The 25,508-nt window shown below is 70.4% G+C and carries 20 protein-coding genes and 1 pseudogene; 13 read left to right on the top strand and 8 right to left on the bottom strand.

Annotation, left to right across the window (positions count from 1 at the left end):
* The first annotated feature begins 114 nt into the window (after positions 1-114).
* From ACPPVO_RS47435 to ACPPVO_RS47415, 5 genes are all read left to right on the top strand, one after another.
* A complete protein-coding gene (locus tag ACPPVO_RS47435) occupies positions 115-2,553 on the top strand; it encodes a glycoside hydrolase family 2 protein (RefSeq protein WP_426505492.1) in 2,439 nt (812 codons plus the stop codon).
* 113 nt (positions 2,554-2,666) lie between these two features.
* A complete protein-coding gene (locus ACPPVO_RS47430) occupies positions 2,667-4,304 on the top strand; it encodes an ABC transporter substrate-binding protein (RefSeq protein ID WP_426505490.1) in 1,638 nt (545 codons plus the stop codon).
* A gap of 12 nt (positions 4,305-4,316) precedes the next feature.
* Positions 4,317-5,306 carry an ABC transporter permease gene (locus ACPPVO_RS47425; protein WP_426505488.1) on the top strand — a complete coding sequence of 330 codons (990 nt, stop codon included), beginning with the start codon at positions 4,317-4,319 and terminating at the stop codon, positions 5,304-5,306.
* 12 nt (positions 5,307-5,318) lie between these two features.
* A complete protein-coding gene (locus tag ACPPVO_RS47420; protein ID WP_426505486.1) occupies positions 5,319-7,130 on the top strand; it encodes a dipeptide/oligopeptide/nickel ABC transporter permease/ATP-binding protein in 1,812 nt (603 codons plus the stop codon).
* Positions 7,127-8,005: an ABC transporter ATP-binding protein gene (locus tag ACPPVO_RS47415; RefSeq protein ID WP_426505484.1), complete on the top strand. Its 879-nt coding sequence runs from the start codon at positions 7,127-7,129 to the stop codon at positions 8,003-8,005. The genes ACPPVO_RS47420 and ACPPVO_RS47415 overlap by 4 nt, the downstream gene beginning before the upstream one ends.
* Before the next feature lie 149 nt (positions 8,006-8,154).
* Here the strand turns inward: ACPPVO_RS47415 and ACPPVO_RS47410 are convergent, their stop codons facing one another.
* The 6 genes from ACPPVO_RS47410 to ACPPVO_RS47385 all read right to left on the bottom strand — a co-directional run bounded on the left by ACPPVO_RS47410 (position 8,155) and on the right by ACPPVO_RS47385 (position 15,339).
* Positions 8,155-9,408, bottom strand: a complete 1,254-nt coding sequence (locus tag ACPPVO_RS47410; protein ID WP_426505482.1) for an MFS transporter — start codon at positions 9,406-9,408, stop codon at positions 8,155-8,157.
* A 114-nt stretch (positions 9,409-9,522) separates the two neighbouring features.
* Positions 9,523-10,149, bottom strand: coding sequence for a TetR/AcrR family transcriptional regulator (locus ACPPVO_RS47405; protein ID WP_426505480.1), 627 nt, complete (start codon positions 10,147-10,149; stop codon positions 9,523-9,525).
* A gap of 166 nt (positions 10,150-10,315) precedes the next feature.
* Positions 10,316-12,262 carry a family 43 glycosylhydrolase gene (locus ACPPVO_RS47400; RefSeq protein WP_426505478.1) on the bottom strand — a complete coding sequence of 649 codons (1,947 nt, stop codon included), beginning with the start codon at positions 12,260-12,262 and terminating at the stop codon, positions 10,316-10,318.
* Positions 12,259-13,104 (bottom strand): carbohydrate ABC transporter permease, encoded by an 846-nt coding sequence (locus ACPPVO_RS47395; protein WP_426505476.1) that lies wholly within the window; start codon positions 13,102-13,104, stop codon positions 12,259-12,261. The genes ACPPVO_RS47400 and ACPPVO_RS47395 overlap by 4 nt, the downstream gene beginning before the upstream one ends.
* Positions 13,101-14,051, bottom strand: coding sequence for a carbohydrate ABC transporter permease (locus ACPPVO_RS47390; protein WP_426514822.1), 951 nt, complete (start codon positions 14,049-14,051; stop codon positions 13,101-13,103). Before ACPPVO_RS47390 ends, ACPPVO_RS47395 begins: the two co-directional genes overlap by 4 nt.
* Before the next feature lie 16 nt (positions 14,052-14,067).
* Complete coding sequence (locus ACPPVO_RS47385; RefSeq protein ID WP_426505474.1) at positions 14,068-15,339, bottom strand: ABC transporter substrate-binding protein; 1,272 nt, start codon at positions 15,337-15,339, stop codon at positions 14,068-14,070.
* Positions 15,340-15,478: 139 nt separating this feature from the next.
* Here ACPPVO_RS47385 and ACPPVO_RS47380 point away from each other — a divergent pair, with 139 nt between their 5' ends.
* Entirely contained in the window at positions 15,479-16,489 is a 1,011-nt protein-coding gene (locus ACPPVO_RS47380; protein ID WP_426505473.1) for an endo-1,4-beta-xylanase, read from the top strand.
* 355 nt (positions 16,490-16,844) lie between these two features.
* Positions 16,845-17,693 carry a polysaccharide deacetylase family protein gene (locus tag ACPPVO_RS47375; RefSeq protein ID WP_426505472.1) on the top strand — a complete coding sequence of 283 codons (849 nt, stop codon included), beginning with the start codon at positions 16,845-16,847 and terminating at the stop codon, positions 17,691-17,693.
* Positions 17,694-17,756: 63 nt separating this feature from the next.
* Here ACPPVO_RS47375 and ACPPVO_RS47370 read toward each other — a convergent pair.
* Positions 17,757-17,861: pseudogene (locus tag ACPPVO_RS47370) on the bottom strand (IS6 family transposase); the annotation flags it as partial.
* 64 nt (positions 17,862-17,925) lie between these two features.
* Positions 17,926-19,497: a leucine-rich repeat protein gene (locus ACPPVO_RS47365; protein ID WP_426505470.1), complete on the bottom strand. Its 1,572-nt coding sequence runs from the start codon at positions 19,495-19,497 to the stop codon at positions 17,926-17,928.
* Between the two features lie 217 nt (positions 19,498-19,714).
* On the opposite strand from ACPPVO_RS47365, the gene ACPPVO_RS47360 reads away from it, so the two are divergent.
* The 6 genes from ACPPVO_RS47360 (at position 19,715) to ACPPVO_RS47335 (ending at position 25,362) form a co-directional block, all read left to right on the top strand.
* Positions 19,715-20,068, top strand: a complete 354-nt coding sequence (locus ACPPVO_RS47360) for a hypothetical protein (RefSeq protein ID WP_426505468.1) — start codon at positions 19,715-19,717, stop codon at positions 20,066-20,068.
* A gap of 30 nt (positions 20,069-20,098) precedes the next feature.
* Entirely contained in the window at positions 20,099-21,847 is a 1,749-nt protein-coding gene (locus tag ACPPVO_RS47355; protein WP_426505466.1) for an RNA polymerase sigma factor, read from the top strand.
* A 390-nt stretch (positions 21,848-22,237) separates the two neighbouring features.
* Positions 22,238-23,248, top strand: coding sequence for a molybdopterin-dependent oxidoreductase (locus ACPPVO_RS47350; RefSeq protein WP_426505464.1), 1,011 nt, complete (start codon positions 22,238-22,240; stop codon positions 23,246-23,248).
* Positions 23,249-23,562: 314 nt separating this feature from the next.
* A complete protein-coding gene (locus tag ACPPVO_RS47345) occupies positions 23,563-23,976 on the top strand; it encodes a hypothetical protein (protein WP_426505463.1) in 414 nt (137 codons plus the stop codon).
* Between the two features lie 91 nt (positions 23,977-24,067).
* Complete coding sequence (locus ACPPVO_RS47340) at positions 24,068-24,736, top strand: dienelactone hydrolase family protein (RefSeq protein WP_426505461.1); 669 nt, start codon at positions 24,068-24,070, stop codon at positions 24,734-24,736.
* A gap of 284 nt (positions 24,737-25,020) precedes the next feature.
* Positions 25,021-25,362: a hypothetical protein gene (locus ACPPVO_RS47335; RefSeq protein ID WP_426505459.1), complete on the top strand. Its 342-nt coding sequence runs from the start codon at positions 25,021-25,023 to the stop codon at positions 25,360-25,362.
* Positions 25,363-25,508: the final 146 nt, after the last annotated feature.

Raw genomic sequence — 25,508 nt, 5'->3', positions numbered from 1 at the left:
TGCGCGCCGGTCCAGCGGCGCGCTCCCGCAGGCTGGCTGTTGACTTAGTTAAGCGACTTACGCAAGATGAGCCCTACGCAAGGTCCGAGTCGTCGATCGATCGGAGCGGATCTGATGTTGCACACCCCGATCCACGAAGGCTGGCGCCTGGCCGCCGCCGACGGCGAGGCGCACGAGACTCTCAGCGAATGGCTCCTGCCGGCTCGGGTGCCGGGCAGTGTGCACCTGGACCTGATGGCCGCCGGTGTCATCGACGACCCGTACCTGGATCGCAACGAGGCCGACCTGGCGTGGATGCATCGGGTCGACTGGCGGTACTCGACGGCGTTCGAGGCCGCGGCGCCGCGCCCCGGCGAACGCGTGGACCTGGTCTTCGACGGCATCGACACGGTCGGCACCGTGGAGCTGAACAGCCACGTCCTCGGCCACACCGCCAACATGCACCGCGGCCACCGGTTCGACGTGCGCGAGGTGCTGCGCGAGGGCAGCAACGACCTGGCCGTGACGCTGACGTCGGCGCTGACCCACGCCGAGGAGATGGAGGGCCGGCTCGGCCGGCGCCGGCGCGCCTACCCGCATCCGTACAACGCGATCCGCAAGATGGCGTGCTCCTTCGGCTGGGACTGGGGTCCGGACCTGCAGACCGCCGGCCTGTGGAAGCCCGTACGGCTGGAACGGTGGGACGCGGCGCGACTGGCGCGGGTGCGTCCCCTCGTCACCGTTCAGCCGGACGGCACCGGCCGGATCGACGTGCACCTCGAACTGGACCGGGCCGACGACCGGCCGTGCACCGTCGTGGCTACAGTGGACGGACGCGAGGGACGGGTCACCGTGGCCGGCGGCACCGCGACGGTCACCGTGACGGTGCCGGACGCCCGGCTGTGGTGGCCGGTAGGGTACGGCGACCAGCCGCTGTACGACCTGACCGTCACCCTGCTGGCCGACGATGAGCCGGTCGATCGCGTCCGGCGTCGCGTGGGGTTCCGTACGGTCACCGTGGACACCGAGCCGGACGAGATCGGCACGCCGTTCACGTTCGTCGTCAACGGCCGGCACATCTTCGCCAAGGGCGCGAACTGGATTCCCGACGACCACTTCCTCACGAGGGTGACGCCCGAGCGGATCGGGCGCCGGGTCGACCAGGCCGTGGCGGCGAACATGAACATGCTGCGGGTGTGGGGCGGCGGCATCTACGAGACCGACGACTTCTATGACGTCTGCGACGAGCGCGGCGTTCTGGTATGGCAGGACTTTCCCTTCGCGTGCGCCTTCTACGCCGAAGAGGAGCCCCTGCGCAGCGAGGTCGAGGCCGAGGCGCGGGAGAACGTCACCCGGCTCGTCGCGCACCCGTCGCTGGTGCTGTGGAACGGCAACAACGAGAACCTGCCCGCGTACCACGACTGGGGCTGGCGTGCGGACCTGCAGGGACGGACCTGGGGCCTTGGCTACTACACCGAGCTGCTGCCCCGGATCGTCGCCGAACTGGACCCCACACGTCCGTACGCGCCCGGCAGTCCGTCCAGCCCCGGCGACCTGCCACCGAACGACCCGGATCACGGCACCCGGCACGAGTGGGACGTGTGGAACGCGGTCGACTACACCCACTACCGCGAGCACATCCCGCGCTTCAGCGCCGAGTTCGGCTTTCAGGGGCCCCCGACCTGGGCCACGCTGACCCGCTGGATCCGCGACGAGCCGATGACGCCGACGTCGCCCTTCTTTCTGCACCACCAGAAGGCCCCGGACGGCAACGGGAAGCTCGACCGCGGCCTGGCCCCGCATCTGCCCGTCCCCGAGGACTTCGAGGACTGGCACTGGGCGACCCAGCTCAACCAGGCCCGCGCGGTGGCGCTCGGCGTCGAGCACTTCCGGTCCTGGTGGCCGCGGACCGCCGGTGCCCTCGTGTGGCAGCTCAACGACTGCTGGCCGGTCACCTCATGGGCCGCCGTGGACTTCGAGGAGCGGCCCAAGCCCCTCTACTACGCGCTCCGGCACGCCTTCGCACCTCGGTTGCTGACCGTGCAACCCCGCGACGGTCGCCCCATGCTGATCGCCGTCAACGACAGCGACGAGCCCTGGAGCGTGCCGGTCCTCGCCACGAGGCAGACCTTCGCCGGCGAGATCCTGGCCACCGGCGAGCTGACCCTGGCCGTCGCACCGCGCTCGGCCGGCCGGCTCGACCTGCCCGACGACCTGCTCAAGCCGGTCGACGCCGGCAGCGAGGTGCTGGTCGTGGCCACGGCGGACGCTCGGACCCACCACTTGTTCGCCGAGGACCGCGATCTCGCCTACGATCCGGCGCCGCTGACCGCGACCGTCGCCGTCGTCGAAGGCGGCTACCGCATCGATGTGCGGGCCACGTCGTACACGCGCGACATCGCGATCCTGGCCGACCGCGTCGCCGCCGACGCGGTCGTCGACGACATGCTCGTCTCGCTCGCGGCGGGGGAAACGGCCAGCTTCCACGTCGGTACCGCGACCACGCTGCCGCACCCCGCCACACTGCTCGAACCCCGGGTACTGCGCTACGCCAACGCGATCACCCGCTCCTGATCGACAGCGCACGGCCGGCGCACATCCATCCAGGAAGTCTTCGTTAGGAGGTCGCGGCGATGGCATGGAAGACGAAGTGGCGTTGGACTCGCGGGCCGGCCGTATTGGCGGCCGTGGCGCTGCTCGCCGCAGCGTGTGGCTCGTCCGGCGACAGCGGCTCGAAGAAGGACGCCGCGGACACCACCTTGATCGCGTACACCGGTCAGTCATCGGACTACCAGAGCAACTTCAACCCGTACGGCTCCGGAATCATCGGCGGGATCGGCACGATCTTCGAGCCGCTGTTCTACAGCAACGTGCTCAAGGCCGATCCGCCCGAACCGCGCCTGGGCACCGGATACTCGTGGAATGCCGACGGAACGCAGCTGTCCATCACCCTCCGCCAGGGCGTGCAGTGGTCCGACGGTCAGGCGTTCACCTCGCGGGATGTGATCTTCACGTTGGACCTGCTCGCCCAACACCCGGAGATGAACGGCATCGGCTACGACGGCGAGGCGACCGCGCCCGACGACACCCACGTGATCGTCAAGTTCAAACAGCCGGCGTTCGTGCGCGGACCCCAGATCCTCGGCCGGGTGTACATCGTGCCGGAGCACACCTGGAAAGACCTCAAGACGCCGGCGACCGAGACGATCAACAACCCGGTCGGCACCGGGCCCTACACGCTGGCCGAGTTCAAGGCGCAGGCGTTCACGTACGCCGCCAACCCGCACTACTGGGGCGGCGAGCCGGCGGTCAAGAAGGTCCGGTTCCTGGCCCTGTCCGGCAACCAGTCCGGCGAGCAAGCGATGCGGGCCGGCCAGGTCGACTGGCAGACCAACCCGATCCCGGGCCTCAAGAGCATCGAGAAGAACTATCCGGGGTACAAGGCCATCATCGTCCCGTTGAACCAGATGGTCCTGGACACCTGCAGCAGCGCGGCGCTCGGTTGCACCGGGCCGCAGACCGACGCGGCCGTCCGCCGCGCGATCTACTACGGCCTGAACCGTTCCCAGATCAACGCACTGGCGTTCGAGGACGCCGGAAGCGAGATCTCGCCCGGCTTCGGGCTGCTCAAGCGGGACACCGCGACCATCTCCGCCAAGCTGCAGGACCGCACGGCCCCGATGCAGCCGGACGTCGCCAAGGCCCAGCAGTTGCTGCAGGGCGCCGGCTACACCAGGACGGCCGACGGCACCTACGCCAAGGACGGTCGGCCGCTCGCGCTGACGGTCAAGACGGTCAGCGGCTGGGCGGATTACATCACCGCGGCCAACACGATGAAGCAACAGCTCAAGCAGGTGGGCATCGACCTGACCGTGGAACAGTTGTCGTGGAACGAGTGGACCGCGCAGCGGCAGGGCGGCAACTTCCAGCTGATCGTCGACTCGCTGAACCAGGGGCCCGCCCCCGACCCGTACTACCTCTACAGCAACTCGTTCGGCACAGGCGGGACGGCGAAGGTCGGCGGCAAGGCCGTGACCAACTGGAGCCGCTTCTCGGACCCGCAGGTCGATGAGGAGCTCACCGCACTGACCCAGCTGGACCCGAAGAACGCCTCGGCGCGCCAGCCCCACCTCGACGCCATCCAGACCCGGATCGAGCAGGCGATGCCGTACATCCCGGTGCTGACCCAGGGGACGGTGACCGAGTACCGCGCGGCGAAGTTCACCGGCTGGCCGACGGAGAACGACATGTACGCCTTCCCCGCGGTGTGGCAGACGCCGGACAACGCCGAGGTCATGAAGCGGCTCAAGCCCGCCGGCAAGTGAGCGGTCGGGCCGATGCGGTATCTGCTGCGGAAGCTGGCGTTCTACCTGGTCGCGTTGTGGGCCGCGCTGACGCTGAACTTCCTGATCCCCCGGATGATGCCCGGGGACCCGGTGGACATTCTGCTGGCGAAGGTCCAGCAGCGCGGCGGCAGCGTCGATCCCGCCACCCGGCGGGCGTATGAGCTGATGCTCGGCGCCGACACGGGCGAGTCGACGGCCCACCAGTACGTCAGCTATCTGTGGAACCTGGCGCACGGCCGGCTCGGCACGTCGGTGAGCGACTTCCCCGCACCCGTGTCGTCGGTCATCGCGACGTCGCTGCCGTGGACCGTTGCCCTTGTGGGTCTGGCGACGCTGCTCTCGGTGCTGGTGGGCACCGGGTTGGGTGTCGTCGTGGGCTGGCGCCGCGGCAGCTGGCTGGACTCGCTCGTGCCGGTGACCACGGTCCTGTCGGCGGTTCCGTACTTCTGGCTGGCGCTGTTGCTGGTCGCCGTGTTCGGGTCGGCGCTCGGGTGGTTTCCGCTGCTGGGCGGGTACGACGTGACCCTGAATCCGGGGTGGAACGACGACTTTCTGCGGTCCGCCTTCCATCACGGTGTGCTGCCCGCGATCACGATTGTGATCTCTTCGGCGGGCGGATGGCTTCTCGGCACGCGAAACATGATGGTGTCCACCATGGCCGAGGACTTCGTGCTCACCGCGCAGGCGAAGGGGCTGCGCAACCGCCGGATCGTCGTGTGGTACGCGGCCCGCAACGCGGTGCTGCCCACGGTCGCCGGGTTCGCCATCTCACTGGGGTTCGTGGTGGCCGGCTCGGTCGTCACCGAGCAGGTGTTCGCATACCCCGGCATCGGTTCCAAACTCCTGCAGGCGGTACAGAACAACGACTACGCGCTCATGCAGGGGATCTTTCTGGTCATCACGATCGCGGTGCTCGGCGCCAACCTGCTGGTCGACCTGTTGTACGGGCTGGTCGACCCCCGCATCCGGGCGAATGGCTGAGGCGGTGGATCGGTGACGAACCTCGGACCCGACGTCGTGGCGTCGCCGGCGGGCGCCACGTGGCGGCAACTGCTGCCCCGCCGTTCGCCAAAGTTGATCATCGGCGTGGGCCTGGTGCTGGCCATCGCCGGATGGGCGATCGCCGGGCCGGCGCTCGTCGGCGACCCCGAAACCATCCGTGACGCCGGGCTGACCCCGCCCGGCCCCGCGCACCTGCTGGGCACCACGCAGACCGGCCAGGACGTGCTGGCCCAGCTGGCGTACGCGACCCGCGGGTCGCTGAACATCGGCGTTCTGGTCGGCGTGATGGCGACCGTGCTGTCGGCGATGTTCGGCATCGTCGGCACGTACGTCGGCGGCTTGGTCGACGAGGCGTTCTCCCTGCTGTCCAACGTGATGCTGGTGATACCGGGGCTGCCCCTGGTGATCGTGATATCGGCGTTCGTGCCGGCTTCGGCGCGCGGTTCGTGGACGATCGCGTTGGTGCTGGCCGTGACCGGCTGGGCCGGCTCGGCTCGGGTGCTGCGCGCGCAGACGCTTTCCCTGCGCAACCGCGACTACGTGCTGGCCTCGCGGGTGGGCGGCGAGCGGCCGTGGCGCGTCGTCGCGGTGGAGGTCCTGCCGAACCTGCTGCCGCTGCTGGCGTCCCAGTTGGTGTTCGCCACGCTGACGGCCATCCTCAGCGAGGCCGGCCTGTCGTTCCTGGGGCTCGGCGCGTCCAACTCGGCCACCTTGGGCACCATGCTCAACTACGCCCAGAACGGGTTCGCCCTCCAGCGCGGCGCCTGGTGGTGGTTCGTGCCGCCGGGCCTACTGATCGCAGTGTTCGGGTGCGGGCTCGCGCTGATCAACTTCAGCATCGACGAGATCGTCAACCCGCGGTTGCGCGACGCGCCCAGCCGCCGGCGGGGGATTCCTCCTCGCCGCCCGCAACCCGTGGCGCGTCCCGATGCCGACACGGTCCTGACCGTACGGGAGCTGTCCGTCACGTATCAGGTCGAGCCCCCCGTGGCGGCCGTCCGGGAGGTGTCGCTGACACTGCGCCGCGGCGAGATCCTCGGGCTGGCCGGCGAGTCCGGATGCGGCAAGACCACGCTCGCGTACGCCATCGGCCGGCTGCACCGTCCGCCCGCCGAGATCACCGGCGGGACGGTGACCTTCCACGACCGCGCGAGCGGTGACATCGACGTGCTCGCGCTGGCGGCCGAGGAGCTGCGGGCCTTCCGGTGGTCGCAGGTGTCGATGGTGTTCCAGGGCGCCATGAACGCCCTCAACCCCGTCATGACCGTCCGCGCGCAGCTGGACGACGTGCTCGTCACGCACCGGCCGCGGATGGCGCGGCGGCAGCGGCGCGCCCGCTGCCGGGAGGCGATGCGGCTCGTGGGCGTGGACCCGCGACGGCTGGCCTCGTACCCGCACGAGCTGTCCGGCGGCATGCGCCAGCGGGTGATGATCGCGATGGCGCTGCTGCTCGAACCGCAGGTCGTCGTGCTGGACGAGCCGACAACGGCACTCGACGTCCTGGTGCAGCGGGGCATCCTCCGCGAGATCGTCAAGTTCCGCGACGAACTGCGCTTCGGCGTCGTGTTCATCACCCACGACCTGCCGCTGCTGCTGGAGGTGAGCGACCGCATCGCGATTATGCGCCACGGGCATATCCTGGAGTCCGCCCCCGCCACCGAGATCCTCACCGATGCCCGGCACCCCTACACCCGGCACCTGCTGCAGTCGTTCCCGAGCCTCACCGGCGAGCGGGGCACCTTCCTCCGCGACGGCGACGCGCCGATGCCCGACGAGGCCCCGTCGCCCAGGGGTGCCGTGTGAACACGACGCTGGAAGCGCGGGATCTGGTCAAGGACTTCCATACCCGCAGCGGCCTGCGCCGGGGCCGGCTGCGCGCGGTGGACCACGTCTCGTTCACGGTACCGCCGGGCCGCACCCTCGGACTGGTCGGCGAATCAGGGTCAGGCAAGTCCACCATCGCCCGCATGGTCGTCCGCCTGGAGAAGCCCACCGCGGGGCGGGTCGTGCTGCGGGGACCGGACGGCGTCCCGGTGCCGAACGGCACCTACCGCAACCGCGTGCAGATGGTGTTCCAGGACCCGTTCGCCTCGCTGAACCCGTTCCACACCGTCGAGCACCACCTGGCCCGGCCGCTGCGGCTGCACGGCCGGGCCCGCGACCGGCAGGAGACGCACCGGCTGGTGGCCGAGCTGCTGGACCGGGTGAGCCTGCCCGCCGGCGAGGTCGTCCACCGCCGCCCGCACGAGCTGTCCGGAGGCCAGCGCCAACGCGTCGCCATCGCCCGGGCACTCGCGCCGGGCGCGAATGTCATCGTCGCCGACGAACCGGTGTCCATGTTGGACGTATCGATCCGGCTGGGGATCCTCCGGCTCCTGGCCCGGCTGCAGCGGGAGGAGAACCTCGCGGTCCTCTACATCACCCACGATCTGGCCACCGCGCGGCACTTCTCCGACGACATCATCGTGCTCTACCGGGGACGGGTGGTCGAACGGGGCCCCGCTGACGACGTGATCCTCGACCCGCAGCACCCCTACACGCGACTGCTGGCCGCCGCCTCCCCGGACCCGCTGCGCCCACACCAGCTCATCGACGCCGACCCGGACGCGGTCGTCGCGGCCGCAACGGCAGCCGCATTCGACCACTACACGGGACGATGGGAAGACCACGCGCAGTGAGCCGCCCGGCAGCGACCCGATCCGCACCTCGTGCAGCTTTCATGGCGCCGGGCAGGCGCGACAACTCAATTCTGCCCCGATGTTCGACCTGTTTGATGGACTCGACAGCGCGGATCCTGTGACCTTTCGTGAGGTTCGAATTGATGGGGCTAGTACTCCCGGGGGACGGATCGGGCCATGGCCACCAAGCCGACGACGGCCGCCAGCGCCAGCGCGGCCGGGACGAAGAAGACCCGCGGAAGTCCGATCGCTGCGGCGCCGACCCCGCCGGCGGCACCGCCGATAGCGGATGCGAGGGCGGTGGAACTCATGAAGATCGCCGACGCGGTGGCGACAGCGGTGGGCAGCAGCCGCTGCGCGACGATGATCCCGAGCGTGGCGAAGACGCCCCAGACGCCGCCCATGAGGATCTGCCCGGCGAACAGGCCGACCGGGTTGCCGGTGACGGCGAAGCAGATGTTGGCCGCGACGCCGAAACCGGCACCGAGGACCATCAGCTGCATCATGCCGGTCCGGCGGGCGACGATGACGGCGACGGGCATCAGGACGATCTCGACCAGCGGCTGGATGCCGATGATCGCGCCGCTGAGCCCGGCCGGGAGGTGCAGCTGCGTGTTCATGTAGATCGGCAGGTAGGCGTACTTGATCGGCTCGCCGGCGTACACGAGCACGTAGAGGCCGGTGAAAGTCAGCAGTGGCAGCATCGCCCGCAGGCCCGGACTACGGTGGCCCGAACCCGCGTCGTCGGATCCGGCCGGGACGGCCGGATCCGCGCGGAGCAGGCCGAGCGGCACGATCTGGGCGAGAGTGCAGACCGCGGTGGCCCACAGCATCGTGCGCAACGACGTCTGCGCGGCGAGGAAGGACCCGGCGACCGGCCCGACCACCCAGCCACCGGTCAGGGCCATCCGTACGACAGCGACCACCCCGTCGTTGTTCGGGCCGGGACGGGCCTTGAGCTCGTCGTGGACGGCGGCGAAGAGCTGTGAGGTGGCAGCGCCACCGAACGCGCCGATCACAGCGCTGATGACGTACGGCATCCACAGCTCGGTCGAGTGCGCGATACCCGCCCAGCCCACGAACCCGGCGACAGCGCACACCCGGAACAGCCCGAGCCGCCGACCGGTACGGTCCGAGCGCCGACCCACGAGGAACCCGGCCACCGGCGCCGTCAGGCTCGTCAGGTAGAACAGCCCCGCCGCGGTCAGCGACGCGTGCAGCTCGTTGACCAGGAACGACGCGATCTGCGGCGCTGCCGCCGAAAACCCCAGCGCGGACAGGAACACCGCGATCGTGGCGCCCCGGTACAGCGGCGATGCGAGCGTCAGCCGCAGCGCAGATGCATGCGCCACCGGCTCGTCGAGCGCCGGGTCCGTCGGCTGGACCTGCTCAGGAAGGGTCATCGGCCGTGCCTCCACATCACGTCACGGAGCAGCGACACGGCCTTGGCGGGTGGCCGAGCATGCCCGCGGCCGCAGATTCTTCCAATGGAAGAATCTGTGGTCAAGGACGACCGTTCAGGCTTGCTCGTGCGGATCTACCTGCGCCGACGGTGGCAGCAGCCGCTCGAGCAGCGCCAGCGCCCGACGGACGTCCACCGCCTCCGGGTCGAGCAGTCCCTGCAACTGCAGCCCGTCCGACGCGGCGATGACGAGCGAGGCCGCGTCGTCAGGATCGATGTCCGCAGCGATCACTCCGGCGCGCTGCCCGGCGCGGACCCGCTGAGCCAGATGCCCGCGCACCATGCGAAACCGGTCGCGGACGAAGTCGCGGGTCAGCGGGTGCTGCTCGCCCTGCAGCGCGTCGGTGGTCAGCGTCGCATACAGCTCGACCAGGCCGGGAATCGCGCGGTTGCGCTCGGCGCTGCGCTCCATTACCCCGACCGCTGACACCGAGGCCGGCGGCGGGTCGTCATGCTCACCCTGCTCGTGCGCGCGGTACACCTCGACCAGCAGCTCGTCCCGCGACGGGAAGTAGTACCGCAACGCCGCGTGCGAAACCCCGATCGCCTCACCGATCGCTCGCAGCGAGGCACCGACACCCCGCTCAGCGAACAGCTCGATGGCCCTGGCCAGGATCTCCGCTCGGCGCACCGCAGCTTTCCGGTACGACCGTTCACGACCCTCCGCGCCATGCTTCTCCACCAGCGCATCGTATGAGGACCCAGAGATTCGATCGGCGACCTGGAGGCCGCGAGCCGGGGCGCAACGAGCCGGCAGCGCTGCTGCGCGTACCGGCGAGGCCGGCCGGCGCAGCTGCCTCCTCGCGCGGTGCCGGATCAGATTCGATGAGACGGCGGGTCTCGGCCTATCAGGTCGGCGTCACCGGCACGGTGTCCTTCGACGACGACTTCTGAACGACGTGCACGCTCGCCCGCACCGTGCGCAGGTGCGGGGCGACCTCCTCGTCGGGGCGCTGGTCGAGGATCAGGCGGCCGTCGGCGGCCCAGTGGGTGCGCCGCAGCGCCGTGCACCGCCCGCGGGTGGTGAGCGTGGGGTGCGCGTGGAACACGACGAGCTCCACGCCGTCCTCGTCCCGGCCGAACGTGTTGTGCCCCGGCCCCCACTGGTTGAAGTGGGGGCCGGTGGCGAGGACCGGCGCCGCGGTCCGGGTCCAGGCGCCCGGGTCGAGCAGGTCGGCGCCGGCGGCCGCCTCGATCGCCCCCACGGCATAGGTCGGCCCGACCGCCGAGCCGGAGTAGGTCAGCACGAGGCGGTCGCCGTGGCGGAGAAGGAACGGGCCCTCGGCGACGTCGTCGTCCCACCCGTACCCGGCGGCGAGGAGGTGCACCGGGTCGCTGGTCAGCCGCCACGGGTCGGCGGGGTCGATCGTGGCGATCCAGAGCCCGGCATCGCCGATGCGGTCGGTGATGTACCGCTGGGACCACACGACGTGGCTGCGCCCGGCGTCCTCGAAGTAGGTCATGTCCAGGCTGAGTCCGGGGTGCTCGGCGTCGCGCCGCAGCGGCGAGCCGTCGGCCCGCCGGACCGGGCGGGGCGGCTCCCAGTCGCCCGCGACGACCGGGTCGCCGCCGTCGCGCAGCCGCATCATGTGGCACTGCACCCGTTTCCAGTCCGCCGCCCCGATGCACGGGGCGAACAAGCAATGCAGTCGGCCGCCGAACTCGTGCAGCTCGGGGGCCCAGAAGCAGCCGGCGATGCCGGCCGGCCCGGTGCCGAGGATCGCGTGGTCGGCCGCGGTGGCGAGGCCGGCGATGTCGTCCGCGGTGCGGATCAGCAGGCTGGTCGGGGCGACGCAGTCCCCGCCGAGGTCGTCGGTGGCGATGAGGTACCAGCGCCCGCGGTAGGCCAGCACCGTGGGGTCGGCCCGGTCGACGACGAACGGGAACGGGTAGGCGCGCTGGCGCACCGTTCCGGCGACGACGTACTCGCCGGGCGTGCCCCACACGACGGCGGCAAGGCCATCCGGGTCCCAGTCGACGGGGCGCCACGCGGTCGAGCCGTCGTCGTACGTCAGCTCCGCCCACGGCAGCTCGCGGGCCGGACCGCCCGCGGTGACGTGCAGCGGCGGTACCTCGACGGCGACGCTGCGGACCCGGCCGAAGCGGCGCCGCAGCCGCTCGGCCGCCTCCTCGCTCAGCGGCAGGGCAGAGACCCCGGCCGGCGCCGCCTCCCCCGGCACCTCGGGCGCGCCCGGCTCCGGGGCGCCCCACGGCCCGGCCGGCGTGGCCGAGCGCGACGACCAGGCCCGGCCGGCGTCGTCCGTCCACCACAGGACCTGCTCGGCGCGGGCGCTGTCGTAGACCCCGCGCGGCCGGCGGACGCCGCCCCCGCCGGCCAGCCGGACGAGCCCGATCTCCCGGTACTCGATGAGGTCGGCCGAGCGGAACAGCAGCACCGAGGAGGCGGCGGCCGGCTCCGGCGTACCGTCGCGCAGGGCCGGGGTGGCCACGATCGTGTACCCGTCGGGGGTCGCGAAGACCCACGGGTCGGTGAGGGTGCGCACCCGGTGCACGTCGAGGTGCTCGGTCGGCACCGAGCGCGGGAACAGCACCGCGCGGTCGTCGTTTAGCCGGGTCACCGCGCCCTCCGCGGACACCAGGGTCAGGTGCAGCGCGTACGCGAGGCGGGCCGGGTACACGTCCGGGTCGGGGTCCGGCCGCCGCGTGCCGGCCAGCAGCACCGGCGCGTCCGCCGGCAGCACGGTGACCTCGAAGACCTCCGCCGTGACGAGCGCGGCGGCGGCGGTGCCCGCGCGGACGACCGGCGGCAGGATCACCCTCGTCGGCGCGGTCATCCCTTGAAGGCGCCTTCCATGATGCCGCTGACCAGCCGGCGGCCGACGAAGACGAACAGCACCAGCAGCGGCAGCGTGGCCAGGAACGAGCCGGACATGGCCAGGCCGAGGTCGATGTCCCGGCTGCTCTGCAGCGCCTTGATGGCGATCTGGATGGTGTACTTGTCCGGCGACTTCAGCACGATGAACGGCCACAGGAAGTCGTTCCAGGCGGTGACGAACCCGAACAGGCCGAGCACGAACGCCGCCGGTCGCACCAGCGGGAACGCGATGCGCCAGAAGATCTGCCAGGTCGTGGCACCGTCGACGCGGGCCGCCTGCAGCAGCTCGTCGTCGATGGCGTGGGCGATGTGCTGGCGCATCCAGAAGATGCCGAACGCGCTCACCAGGCCGGGCACGATCAGGGCCTGCAGCGAGTCGACCCAGCCGAGCTCGGAGATGACGAGGTACTGCGGCACGACCGAGAGCTGGGTGGGCACCGTCATGGTCAGCACGACGATCAGGAACAGGGTGTCACGCCCGCGGAAGGACAGCTTGGCGAACGCGAAGCCGGCCAGCGCGCACAGCAAAGCCTGGCCGGTGCCGATCGCGGTGGCCACGATGAGGCTGTTGAGCAGCGCGTTGACGAACGGCACGATGTCGAACACCAGGCCCGCCAGGTGCAGGAAATTGCGCCCGGGCAGCACGTGCGGCGGCAGGCTGTAGGCGGTGGCCGAGTCCGTCGTGGACACCACGAACATCCAGTACAGCGGAAAGACGCTGACCAGGACCATGACGCCGAGCAGGCCGTACACCCACCACGGGGTCCGATTGACGCGGTGGCGGCGGGGCGTGGTCGTCATGGGCGCTCCGAGCGGATCCGGCTGGCGAGTAGGTAGTTGACCGTGGCCACGATGACGACCATGACGAAGAGCGCGACGCCGATCGCCGAGCCGTAGCCGAATTGGAAGCGGCCGAAGCCCTGCTCGTACAGGAAGAGGGTGAGGGTCTGGCACTGCCGGGCCGCGCCGCAGGTCAGCGAGCCCGGGCTGGCCAGCAGCGGCTCGGTGAAGACTTGCAGCCCGCCGATGGTGGAGGTGACCACGGTGAACACGATGATCGGCCGCAGCGAGGGGATCGTGATGTGCCGGAACTGCTGCCAACCGCCCGCGCCGTCGACCGCGGCGGCCTCGTACACCTCCCGCGGTACCGCCTGCAGCGCGGCCAGGTAGAGCAGGGTGTTGTACCCGGTCCAGCGCCACATCACCATCGCGGCGATCATGATGTGGCTGCCGAGGACCGACGCGGTGAACTCGACGTGCTGGAAGCCGAGCAGCCCGATCAGCCAGTTGAGCAGTCCGTAGTCGCGGTCGAACAGCTGGATGAAGACGATCGTGGTGGCGGCGACCGAGGTGATGTACGGCACGAGCACCGACATCCGGAAGAAGCCCGCGGCCCGCAGCCGCGCGTGGTTGAGCACGTGCGCCGTCGCCAGCGCCAGCAGCAGCTGCGGAACGGTCGACAACGCCCAGATGCTGAACGTGTTGCGCAGCGCGCCCCAGAAGCGCGGGTCGTGCAGCAGCCGGTCGAAGTTGTCCAGCCCGACGAAGGTGTGCTCGCCGATGGGGTCCCAGTCGAACAGCGCGACGTAGAAGGTGAACAGCAGCGGGAACAGCCCGAAGACGGCGAAGAGCAGGAAGAACGGCGCCACGTAGGCGTACGGCGCCAGCCGCTCCCGCACCCCCAGGTGCACGGCCCCGGTCCGGGGCGCCGCCGCCCGGGTGGGCGCCGCCGGGGTCGGGCTGAGCATGGTGGTCACGTGCGGCTCAACCCTTGACGGCGTTCTTGACGTTGGTCATGGCCGTGCCCCAGGCTTTGTCCGGCGCCAGCTTGCCCTGCTCCACGCTCGTGAGGACGTTGAGGAACTCGGTGCCGATCGGGCCGTCGTCGAGCCCGATGTAGAACGGCTTGAGCTTGGTCACCGACTCGGTGTAGATCTTGCCGACCGGCGCGTCGGAGAAGAACGGGTCGGTCCTCCCCACGAGCCTGGGGTCCGTGTACACCGAGGGCGTCGTCGGCAGCGCCCCGGTGAGCAGGAAGTGGTCGAGCTGCCCGGCCGGCGACTGCGTTTCGGTGATGTACTTCCACGCGGCCTGCGGGTTCTTCGCCCGCTTCGGGATGGCCAGGTAGCTGCCGCCCCAGTTGCCGGCGCCGCCGGGGATCGACGCCACGTCCCACTTGCCGGCGGTGGCGGGGGCGTTGGTCCGGATGGAGCCGAGCATCCACGACGGCGCGGCCACCACGGCGAAGTCGCCCTTGCCCATGGCCGCGGTCCAGCCCGACGAGAACGAGCCCTGCTTCGCGGTGATGCCGGCCGCAATGGCCTTCAGGGTCAGGTCGAACGCGTCCTTCACCTGCGGGTTCTTGTCATAGGAGAGCTTGCGATCGGTGTTGGTGTAGTACCGCTCGGTGCCCTGGTTGATGGCCTGGAAGTAGACGCTGGTCGGCGCGTTGTCCAGGAACTGCTTGCCGCCGGAGGCCTGCACGTAGCGCTGGCCGGTCTGGATGAACGCGTCCCACGTGGGCCACAGCTTCGAGACCTCGTCCCGGGCGGTCGGCAGGCCGGCCGCCTTGAACAGGTCGGTCCGGTAGGCGATGGCCAGCCCGCCGACGTCGGTCGGGATGCCCACGACCTGGCCGTCCTTGGCGGTCGACTGGCTGATCACCCAGGGCAGGTAGTCGCCCTGCATCTTGTCCGCCCCGAGCGTCCGGAGATCGACGAAGTTCTCCGGCGCCTGCATGAACTTCGGCAGATCGTCGCCCTGGATCAGGACCAGGTCGGGCACCTTGCCGCCGGCCAGGGCGGCGGTGAGCGCCTGGGCGGTCTCGCTGGTGCTGCCGACCTCGGTCAGCTTGATGTTGGTCTCGGGGTGCGCCTTGGTGTACCGGTCGACGTCGGCCTTCTGGTTGATGCCGGTGAACGACCAGAACTCGAAAGTTTTGGGGTCCGACCCGCTGCCCGACCCGCCGCCGGAGCACGCCGAACTGACCAGCAGCGCGATGGCGGCGATGACCGATGTGACGATGCGGCGCTTCACGTGACGTCTCCCGGAGTGTCGTGACCAGCCAATGCCGGGAAGGTATTTCGTACGATGTTTGATGTCAATATCGAGAGATGTACATCAGATGATGTACCGGAACATCCGTGAAAGTTTCGGCTACGACGCGGGAGGAACCATGATGCGTGCACCGTCCATCGGCCGAGCGCTGCTCGCCGGGGCCCTGGGGGTGCTGACCTTGACCGGCGCGGCCGCCGCGCCGACCGGCCTCGGCGGGGCGGCCGCCGCCCGCGGCCGCTACTTCGGCGCGGCCGTCCAGCCGAGCCGGCTGACCGACCCCGTCTACACCCGGATCCTCGGCCAGGAGTTCAACTCCGTCACGCCGGAGAACGCGCTGGAGTGGGATGCGGTCGAGCCCGCCCGCAACCAGTTCACCTTCACCGCCGCCGGCCGGGTGGTCGACCAGGCCCGGGCCGGGGGCGCCGCCGTGCGGGGCCGGGGTCTGGTGTCGCCGAGCGCCGACCACGTCGCCTGGTTGGCCGGGCTCGGCGCCGACGACACGCGCGCGGCGCTGCGCGCCCACGTCACCGCCACCGTCACCCACTTCCGCGGCCAGGTCGGGACCTGGGACGTGGTCAGCGAGGCGTTCTCGGACGCCGGCACCGTCCGGCCGTCGGTATTCGCCAACCGGCTCGGGCCGGCCTACCGCGAGGAGGCCTTCCGCGCCGCCCGGGCCGCCGACCCCGCCGCCCGGCTGTGCTACAACGACTTCGGCATCGAGGACCTCGCGCCGGCCAAGGCGCAGGCCGTCTACGACCTCGTCCGCGACTTCAAGACCCGGGCAGTGCCGATCGACTGCGTCGGCCTGGAGAGCCACTTCCCCGACGCCGCCGCGATCCCCGCCGCCTACGCCCGGACCATCGCGACCTTCGCCGCGCTCGGGGTGGACGTCGAGATCACCGAACTGGACATCGGCGGCTCGGGATCGACCCAGGCCGACGCGTACCGGCGGGTCGTCAGCTCCTGCGTCGTGGTGTCGCGCTGCCGCGGCATCACCGTCTGGGGCATCCGCGACAGCGACTCGTGGCGCCCGGACCTGACGCCCCTGTTGTTCGACGCCACCGGCGCCCGCAAGCCGGCCTACTACGGCGCGCTCTCCGCCCTGCGCATCTGCGCGCCCGCCTGCTGACCAGGTCCCGAATGTGAATACCCGTAGCAGCAATGCGTCGGATCTCGAACTCTGGCCTGCTCCCGGCGGCGTGAGCGCCAAGCTCGGAGCGAGCGTTCGTCGATCCGCTCGGCGCTGACGGGAGAACGTCATGACCACGACGCCGGAGACCGGGAGGTTGCGGCGCGCCGCGCGCTCTGTCTCGCGGACGATCGGACAGCCGGCCGATCGCCGTCGGTGGTCGTCAGCCAGCGGCGTTGGGTGAACTCCTCCAGCCGCATTACCCCGAAGAACTAACGCGGCGCTGCACTAGCACGCGGTACGTGCGCGTTGCCGCCGCGGACGCGGGTGTGCTTGGGTGCAGCATGTGTTCGCGGTGAACAGCAGGGTATCGCGCCGGTCGGTGCTGCTCGCGCTCGGCGGTGCGTCGCTGCTAGCCGCCTGCGGCCAGTCGACCACGGCGGCCTGGCACGCGGGCGGTGGGCTGCCCGGCGATTCACACCCCGGCGACACCGGCTCCGCGGAGCCCTCCCCGTCCGGCTCCGCGGAGCCGTCCCCGTCCGACATACCGTCCGTTGCGCCGCCCGCCCCCGGGCAGTGTCCGCCGATACAGGGGGCGGGGGTTCCGCATCACGGCGGCCCGCAGTACTACCTGCCGTGCCACGGCACCGAGATCGCCCTGACCATCGACGACGGCCCCGACCCGAAGAACACCCCGCGCATCCTCGGGCTGCTGGCCAAGCACAACATCCAGGCGACGTTCTGCATGATCGGCCGAGCCGCCGCCGCGCATCCCGACCTGGTCAAGCAGGTCGTCGCGGGCGGGCACCACGTCGCCAACCACACCTACACGCATCCGCTGAACCTGCCGAAGCTGACGGCAGCGCAGATCCGGGACGAGCTCAGCCGCGCCAGCGACGCGATCAGCACCGCCTCCGGCGGGTATCACCCGACGCTGTTCCGGGCGCCGGGCGGCGCGTGGAACACAACGGTCCTGAACGAGTGCAGCGCGCTCAGCTTGCGCGCACTGGACTGGAGCGTCGACCCGCGCGACTGGAGCCGGCCCGGCGTGAAGCACATCGTCGACACGATCTTGACCAGAACGCGGCCGGGCGCGATCATCCTCGAGCACGACGGTGGCGGAAACCGTGACCAGACCGTCAGCGCCCTGACCATCGCCCTGCCCCGGCTGCTGGACGCCGGCTACACCTTCGCCCAGCCGTGAGCCGGAGTGGGAGCACAACGCAGCCACCGAGGCTCGACCAAGTGCACAGCCGGCGGCGTCGGCGAGCAGCGGCGTGAAGCGTTGGACCCACCGGAAGATCGTGACGTGGTCGGTCTCGGCACCGCGCTCGAGCAGCCGTTCCTCGACGTCGCGATAGGACAGGTTGTAAGCAGGCACAGCCGGACCGCGACCACGAAAGGGCCGGCAGGTCAGTCCCGAATGAGACACGGTGTTACTGAACGGCCACGCGCAGCGCTGGGTTGCCCGCCGGGCGAAAGCCTGACCAGCCGTCGCCTTGCGGGTGGTAGAGCGTCAGCTTCTGCGCGTCGGTGCCAGCGAACGCCGCCGGATCCTGGACCGGGGGCTGCGGCCCGAGGTACACCGCGCGCAGGGCACTGCTGCCGGCGAACACCCGCGGCCCCAGCCTGCGTACCGCCGGGGCGTACACGGTCTGTAGCTGTCCGTTGTTGGTGATCGCGTCGTGCATCACCGTGGTGAGCGCGGGCGCCCAGACGTGGCGCAGGGACCGGAAGCCGGTGATCGCGTTCTTGTCCAGCGTCTCGAGCTTGGGCAGCCGCAGGACCTGCACGCCCGTTCCCTGGGCCGCGTCGCCGTTGAGGTCGAAGCAGTTGATTCCCATGTACCGCAGGTTCGGCAGGTGCACCGCGCGCAGAGCGTGGGTGTCGTTGAGCGCGTTGCGGCCGATCGACTCCAGGGCCGGCGCGGCGAAGTACTCCAAGCGTGAGGTGTCGTCGAATGCGTAGTCCTCGACAGTCACCGCCCGCGGCAGGTTGACCTTCACCAGGTACTGGTTGCGCCGGAACGCGTCCCGGCCGATCGACGTGACGTTCGGTAGGTACACGAAAGCGAGCCGCGCGTAGGGTGCATGCCCGAACGCCATTGCGCCGATCGTGCGGGCCGAGCCCAGACTGACACTGGCGAAGCTGTGGTTGCTGAACGTACCGGGTTTGACGTCTTCGAGGTCGTCGAGGACGAGGTGCCGCACCCAGGTGTCCCACCAGCCGTTGAACCACAAGTACGGGTACGTGCCGCCCCGCGCGGTCTGCCCGGCGCAGCCCAGTCCCGAGGTGGGCGTGCACTCCCGGCCGCCCTGCAACGAACGCAGGTTGTATACGTACAACCGGTTCAGGTTGGTCAGTCCGAGTCCGCCGTTGCCCACTGGCTTGTGCAACGTCTGCAGTGTCGTCAGATCCACGTCGTTCAGGGCGGTACCACCGGCCAGGTACACCGCGAGTCCGCTGGCCCGGGACAAGGCGTCTCGTACTTTTGTCAGCACACTCTGCAACGGCACCGAACCCGCATTCGAGACGTCGTACTGAACGGTGACCGTCCCGTCCGGCAGCACGTGGTCGCCCGGCTTCGTCGTGCGGGACTGGTAGCCGCCCGAGCGCTTCAGGTCCGGATCGTTGGTGAAAACCGGGTCGACGCCCGGGTCCACGCCCGGACCCGCCGGAGGAATCGTCGACGCGGACGCCGGCGCCGAGGCCGACGCGCTGGTGGACGGCGTCGCCGACGCCGTGTCGCCAGGGATCGTTCCCACCGGCGGTACAGCTCGTGCCGCAGTGCCGATCGGCCGAGGCCGGCCGGGAGCATCGGCCATACGGAACACGGCGAAGGTCAGGACGGCGCCGGCGCCGGCGATCACGACGACGATCAGTGCAACATGCCGTGCGACCCAAGCCCAATGGCGGCGCGCCGCCGACGAACGCCAGTTGCTCCGCATCACTCCTCCTGACACTGCAGCGGACCGTTCGCGGCGCGGCGTGTCCGTCGCGTCGCTCACTGGGCGTACACCTCGCCCCTCGAGCGCACGGCAGACGTCGGCAACATCACGATGTCGGGGCACGCTGGCGGCCCGGGTACAGAAGGTGGTGTTCGTTGCATGTCCGGGAGACCGTGAGATCGTCTGCGACATAACAGAAACTTCAGCCCCCGCACTCTGACGACCTCCGCGCCCGCATCCGCCGCTCCCGCAACGCTTGCGATGCCAGACAACGACATTGACCGGCAGCGAGCTCCTGGTCGCCGGCGACACCAATAACTCTGCTGACGTGTTCCTGTACGACGTGGGGACCGGCGTGACCAGCCGGGTATCTGTCGCCGCGGCCGGCAGCCAGGCGGACAACGGCGTACTGCAGGGCTGGCACTCTCCTGCGGCCATCTCTGACGACGGTCGAACGATCGCGTTCTCGTCCAGCTCTACCAACCTGGTTCCAGGCGTCGGCAGCGCCTCGAATTCCCTGGTGTACGTGCGTGACCTCCGTCGGCGTACGACCACACTGGTGTCGGCCCGGCCCACACAGCCGGGCAGCACTGACGCGGTGGCTCGTGGATGGTTCGCCGCCCGATGTTGACGTGGGTATTGTGAGCGCTAACATGACGTGATGCTCGTCCGGGACGGGATGGACATGACGTCCGTGGTCGTCGCCGCGCAGGGCGGCGACCGGCGCGCCCTCGACGAGCTGATCGCCGCGTACCTGCCACTGCTCTACAACGTGGTCGGGCGGGCGCTGGCCGGCCACGCCGACGTCGACGACGTCGTGCAGGACACCATGGTCCGGATGATCCGCAGCCTGCCGCGCCTGCGCGAGCCGGCGAAGTTCCGCTCGTGGCTCTTCACGATCGCGATACGACAGGTCCGCAACCGGCTCGCCGAGCGGCGGGCCGCGACCGAGCGGGGCGCCGCCGCCGAGTTCGACGGCGTGGCCGACCCGGGCTCGGACTTCGCCGACCTGACGATCCTGCGCCTCAGCCTGTCCGGGCAACGCCGGCAGATCGTGGAGGCCACCCGGTGGCTGGACGCCGACGACCGGCAGCTGCTGTCGCTGTGGTGGCTGGAGGCCGCCGGCGAGATCGACCGCGGCGAACTCGTCGAGGCGCTCGACCTGCCCGCCGCGCACGTCGCGGTCCGGGTCCAACGCATGCGCGCCCAGCTGGAGACCGCGCGTTCGGTGGTCGGCGCGTTGCGGGCGCAGCCGGGCTGCCCGGAGCTGATGCTGCTCACGATGGGCTGGGACGGGCAGCCCAGCCCGTTATGGCGCAAGCGCATCGCCCGGCACACCCGGAACTGCCTGGATTGTCACCGGGCGTGGGCCGGGCTGATCCCGCCCGAGCGGCTGCTGGCGAACCTCGCGCTGGTGCCCGTACCGGTCATGCTGCCCGCCGCCCTGGCCGCCGACACGCTGCTGGGCGGCGCCGGCACCACCGCGCTCACGGCGGCCACCACCACTGGTGGCGCCGCGCAGGGCGCGTCCTGGTTCGGCCAGTCCGCGCTGGCCAAGGCCGTCGTCGCGGCGGTGGCCGGCGTGACGGTCGCGGCCGGCGGCGCCGGCATCGGCTACCTCAACCGAGGGGAGCCGGCCGCCCCGGCCGCCGCCGCCTCGCTGCCGGCCGCGGCCCCGCCGCCGGCGAGTGCCGGGCCGAGCCCGGCGGCTTCCGGGAGCCCGGCCTCCTCCCGTACCGCGGCCGCCGCCGCATATGGGAGCACGGTCGACGCCGTCGAGCCGGCGCCGCCCAAGACCCGGCCCCCGGCGCCGTTGCCGAAGCGGCCGGAGGGCACCCTGGCCGTGGTGGCCAGCCAGGACCCGGCCAAGACGGGCGGCAACGACCATCCGATGGTGCACCGCGGCGACTTCGTGACGCTGCGTGGGCAGGGCTACTTCACGGTGACGTACCAGATGGTCTTCACCGCACGCGCCGGCGGCCTGGTCATGCCGTCCTGGACGGGTCTGTCCGGCCGACTGTTCCACGTCGCTTCGGGCGGAGGCCGCCGGATGGACGACGTGCAGCCCGGCCAGCCCACCGATCACACGTTCATGGGCAACCCGGGGCAGGGCGTGATCGTGCTGCCCGCCGGCGCCCAGCAGATGTGGGTGAAGGAGCACTTCTACCTCGACGGCGAGGTCACGCTCCGGCAGAACGAGCGCGGCGCGGACTACAACCTGTTCCCGACCGTGTCGACCTGGCAGCGGATCACCGACGACATCACCACCCCGCCCGAGAAAGGCCCCATCCGGTACGGGTTCACGCGCGACACCGGCACCGACAGCGCCCCGGTCCCGCAGTACCTGACGCGGGAGACACCCGCCGACCCGGCGAAGGTCCCGCAGGTCAGCGAGGTTCGCCAGCGTTGAGACTCCGGCGAACTCGACGTTATCCGGGCCGGCGAGCGGTCAGCCGGCCGGACGGCTGGAGCCCAGATCCTCGACCTCCCCGGCGACTAGGTCGCGCGGATTTCCAGTGTCCGCAACGTTCTTCGCGTTCCGGCCCGCCGGGACGCGGTGACCGCCCGTATTCTCGCTATGGCCGCAAGGTGGGGCTCCCCAGCCAACAGAGCCGACGCCCGCTCATCTGCCGCGAGGTCCGCGTGGGACTCGTCTGAAGAAGTGACGGACGGTAGCCGCACAAATTGGTGGGTAGCATAGGCGGCTGACCGGCGCGCGCGGGACGGTACGCGCACCTCGGCGGCCGAGCAGGTGGTGTTGTGGCCTCGCATGGTCTTCTGTTCGCGTTAGCGTCATCGCATGGGCGTACGGCTCCGGACCAGACAGGGTGGCCGGCGGGTCGACCTCGCGCTGGGACTGCTGCTGCTGACCGGGGTCGTGACCGGCCTCAGCGCCAACACCGTCGGCGTTGACTGGCCGCTCGACCTCATCCAGCTGCACGCCGCAGGCGCTCTGGCCATCCTGCTGCTGGCACCGTGGAAGTACGTCGTGATCCGCCGCGGTCTGCGGCGACCCGGGCGGCGCCCAGCCGTGAAATGGCTGTCGATCACACTCGCGTTGCTCGTCCTCACCACCATCGCCAGCGGGCTGATCCACTCGACCGGCCACCTCGAAGACGTCGGCCCGTTGACACTCATGCAGATCCACGTCGGTGCCGCAGTGACCGCGCTCGCCGTCCTCGCCGCCCACTTCGGCACGCACGTCGTGCGGCCACGCCGCGCAGACGTCGACCGCCGGGCAATGCTCCGGCTCGCCGCCCTGGCGGCGGGGGCCGCAGCCGCCACCACACTCTGGGACAGAGGACCCGGCGACGGCCGGCGGTTCACCGGGTCCGTGCCCAAGCCGGACCTGCTCGTGACATCCTGGCTCGACGACAGTATCCAGCACATCGACCCAGCACAGTGGACGCTGCGAGTCGGCCCGACCACATTCGACCTCACCGCCCTGCACGACCTTCCGCACGAGCGGTTCACCGCCGTGCTCGACTGCACCAGCGGCTGGTACACCGAACAGCAATGGGACGGCGTGCGGCTCAGCGTCCTGCTCGCCGCGGCGGGAGTACCCCGCAACGGCTGGCGCACCGTCGAGGCCCGCTCAGCAACCGGCTACAGCCGCTGGTTCGGCGCCGCCACGCTCACCAACGTCTGGCTGGTAACCGCCGTGGCCGACCGGCCATTGTCATACGGCCACGGCTTCCCTGCCCGCATCGTCGCACCCGGCCGCCGCGGCTTCTGGTGGGTCAAATGGGTCACGTCCATCCAGCCGTCAGCGCGACCGCCCTGGGCCCAGCCGGTGTTCCCACTCACCTGAGCCGGCCGCCCGGACATAGCCGACTCGCCAACCGTTCGCCGATCGGTTCGGCTCGCCGATCGGCGACCGCCCGGTTGGACTGCGTCACCACCGGATGAGCCACGACGCAGCGCAGTTCACGTCCGACCGCACCGGTGCCCCTGCCGCAGCGACAGCAGGTGCAGCCACGACTGATCGGTGAGCGCATCTGCTCTCGGTGCTCGCCGGAGCGCGTTGATCACGTTTCCGCACATGCCGCTGATCGAGCGTTGACCGGCCACCGTCGGCTGAAATATCGGTGCTGCCCATGACCGACCTGGCGCTACCGTGCTGTGGTGATGGAGTCGGGCCCAGCACTCGTCGAGCTGCCGCAGCCAAGGTCGCTCACCGAGGCGGAGCATGCCTTGGTGATTCGCCTGGTGGAGTTCGCTGATGTCGCCGACCTCGGCGAGCAGGTCACGACGGTGCGCGTCGTCTCCACCTGCCGGTGTAGCTGCGCATCGGTGGGCTTACGCAGCGATGGGCCGCCGGTCCCCGCGACCCTGGTTGCGCGGCTGAGCGCCACCGGACGCGACGACTACTTCGCCATATCGGCATCCGGCGACGACGTTAGCGTCGTACTGCACATCCTCGGCGGGTTCGTCGCAGAGCTGGAGATCTTCGCGGGCGAGGGTGTCCAGGTCACCGCGCCATGGGGCCAGCGCATAGCGTTCGGTGGAGGGTCCTGCCCTCACCTGCGTGGTGCGTAGTGCCCGCGGCGGTTGGTTGTATAAGGGTATGCCTGCAGCGGTGGTTGAGCGGTCGTTCCGCGTTCGAGGGTCGGCCGGAGGCGTCCCGGGGGTGCTGTGGCTGCCGGCCGCCTATTCTGTTGCACCGCCCTTGATCCTGTTGGGCCACGGTGGCGGCGGACATAAGCGCAGCCCACGGATCGTTGCCTTGGGCCGGTGGTTCGCCTCGTGTGCCGGACTCGCCGCCGTTGCGATTGATGGGCCGTACCACGGCGATCGCGTGCCCGCACCGCTGCCGACCGCGGAGTATCAGGCTCGCATCGCCGCGACGGGGATCGGTACGGTCCTCGACCGAATGACGATCGACTGGCGAAGGGCCGTCGACGGTATCGCGGAGACCGGTTTGATTGACGCCGGCCGCCTTGCCTTCCTCGGCATGTCGATGGGCACCCGATTCGGCCTGCCGGCCGTCGCGGCCCTCGGCGAGCGGGTCCGCTGTGCCGTGTTCGGCAAGTTCGGCCTCGAGCAGGGCCCAACCATGAATCCGGTGATGGCGACGACCGAACGGGTCACCAGCGACGCGCAACGCATCACCGTTCCAGTGCTGTTTCACGTGCAATGGCACGACGAGGTCTTCCCCAGGCAGGGACAGTTGGCGTTGTTCGACCTGTTCAGGTCGTGCAACAAGGAACTCGTCGCGTACCCAGGACCGCACACCACAACAACGCCGGCCGCGATCGCGGCCTGGCGCGACTTCATCCTGCGGCATCTGATCCGCTAAGGCTCAGGCGTTCAGGTCCGCTGGCCCCCCGCCGGGCGTCCGGATCTGCCGCCGTTCGGGCGTTGGGCCGCCGGAAGCGCCTCAGCCGGTGACCGGCAGGGGAGGTCACGAAGGTGGCCGGGCTCGTAGGATCTGTCGGTGGTCGATCCCGCTGGTGTGTCTCGAAGCTCGCTGAACCGTGTAGTTCCGATGGTTGCCCGGATGCCAATGGCCGAGCTGCCTGCCCGGGTTTGGCGTGACGACGAGTGGGGGCGCGAATCAAGCTGGGTTACGCGGCGCGGGACATGGACGAGAAATGGGACGTGTTCGTTGAGGGCCAGACGGCGTTCCTGCATCGCAGCTGGACTGGCAATGGGATCTACGAGGCGTCGTTCGCAGCGGTAGATGACGGTGGGTGGCGGATCCGCATGGCTGCGGTGGAGTCAGAACCCGCTCGCCATCGGCGCCGCTCTGATCGGCGCGACCGGGTGATGCTCGAACTCGTCCTGAGCGCAATCGTGCTGGGCGAGCCGGCGGCTGACCTGCGCGCCGAACTGGTTGCGCTTGTGAGGGAGGCGTCCGGCCCCACGAACGTGCCGGCGGGTGCTCTACTGCACAGCGCTCTTGGGCTGCGGACCCAGCGGTAAGGTCGCGCGACCCGGCGTTGCACAGGGACTATGCCACGGGCAGTTGATCGAACGCACAGCCGATCATCAGGTTGGCCGGAACGCACACACCTGCCGCTGCGGGCGCTGGCGCCGGCAGCGGTGACGTCACCATCCGGAGCGCGTCT

The organism is Dactylosporangium sp. McL0621 (genome assembly GCF_049995355.1).
GTDB lineage: Bacteria > Actinomycetota > Actinomycetes > Mycobacteriales > Micromonosporaceae > Dactylosporangium.
The sequence above is the reverse complement of the archived record's forward strand: the minus strand, read 5'-3'. Positions and strand labels throughout refer to the sequence as shown.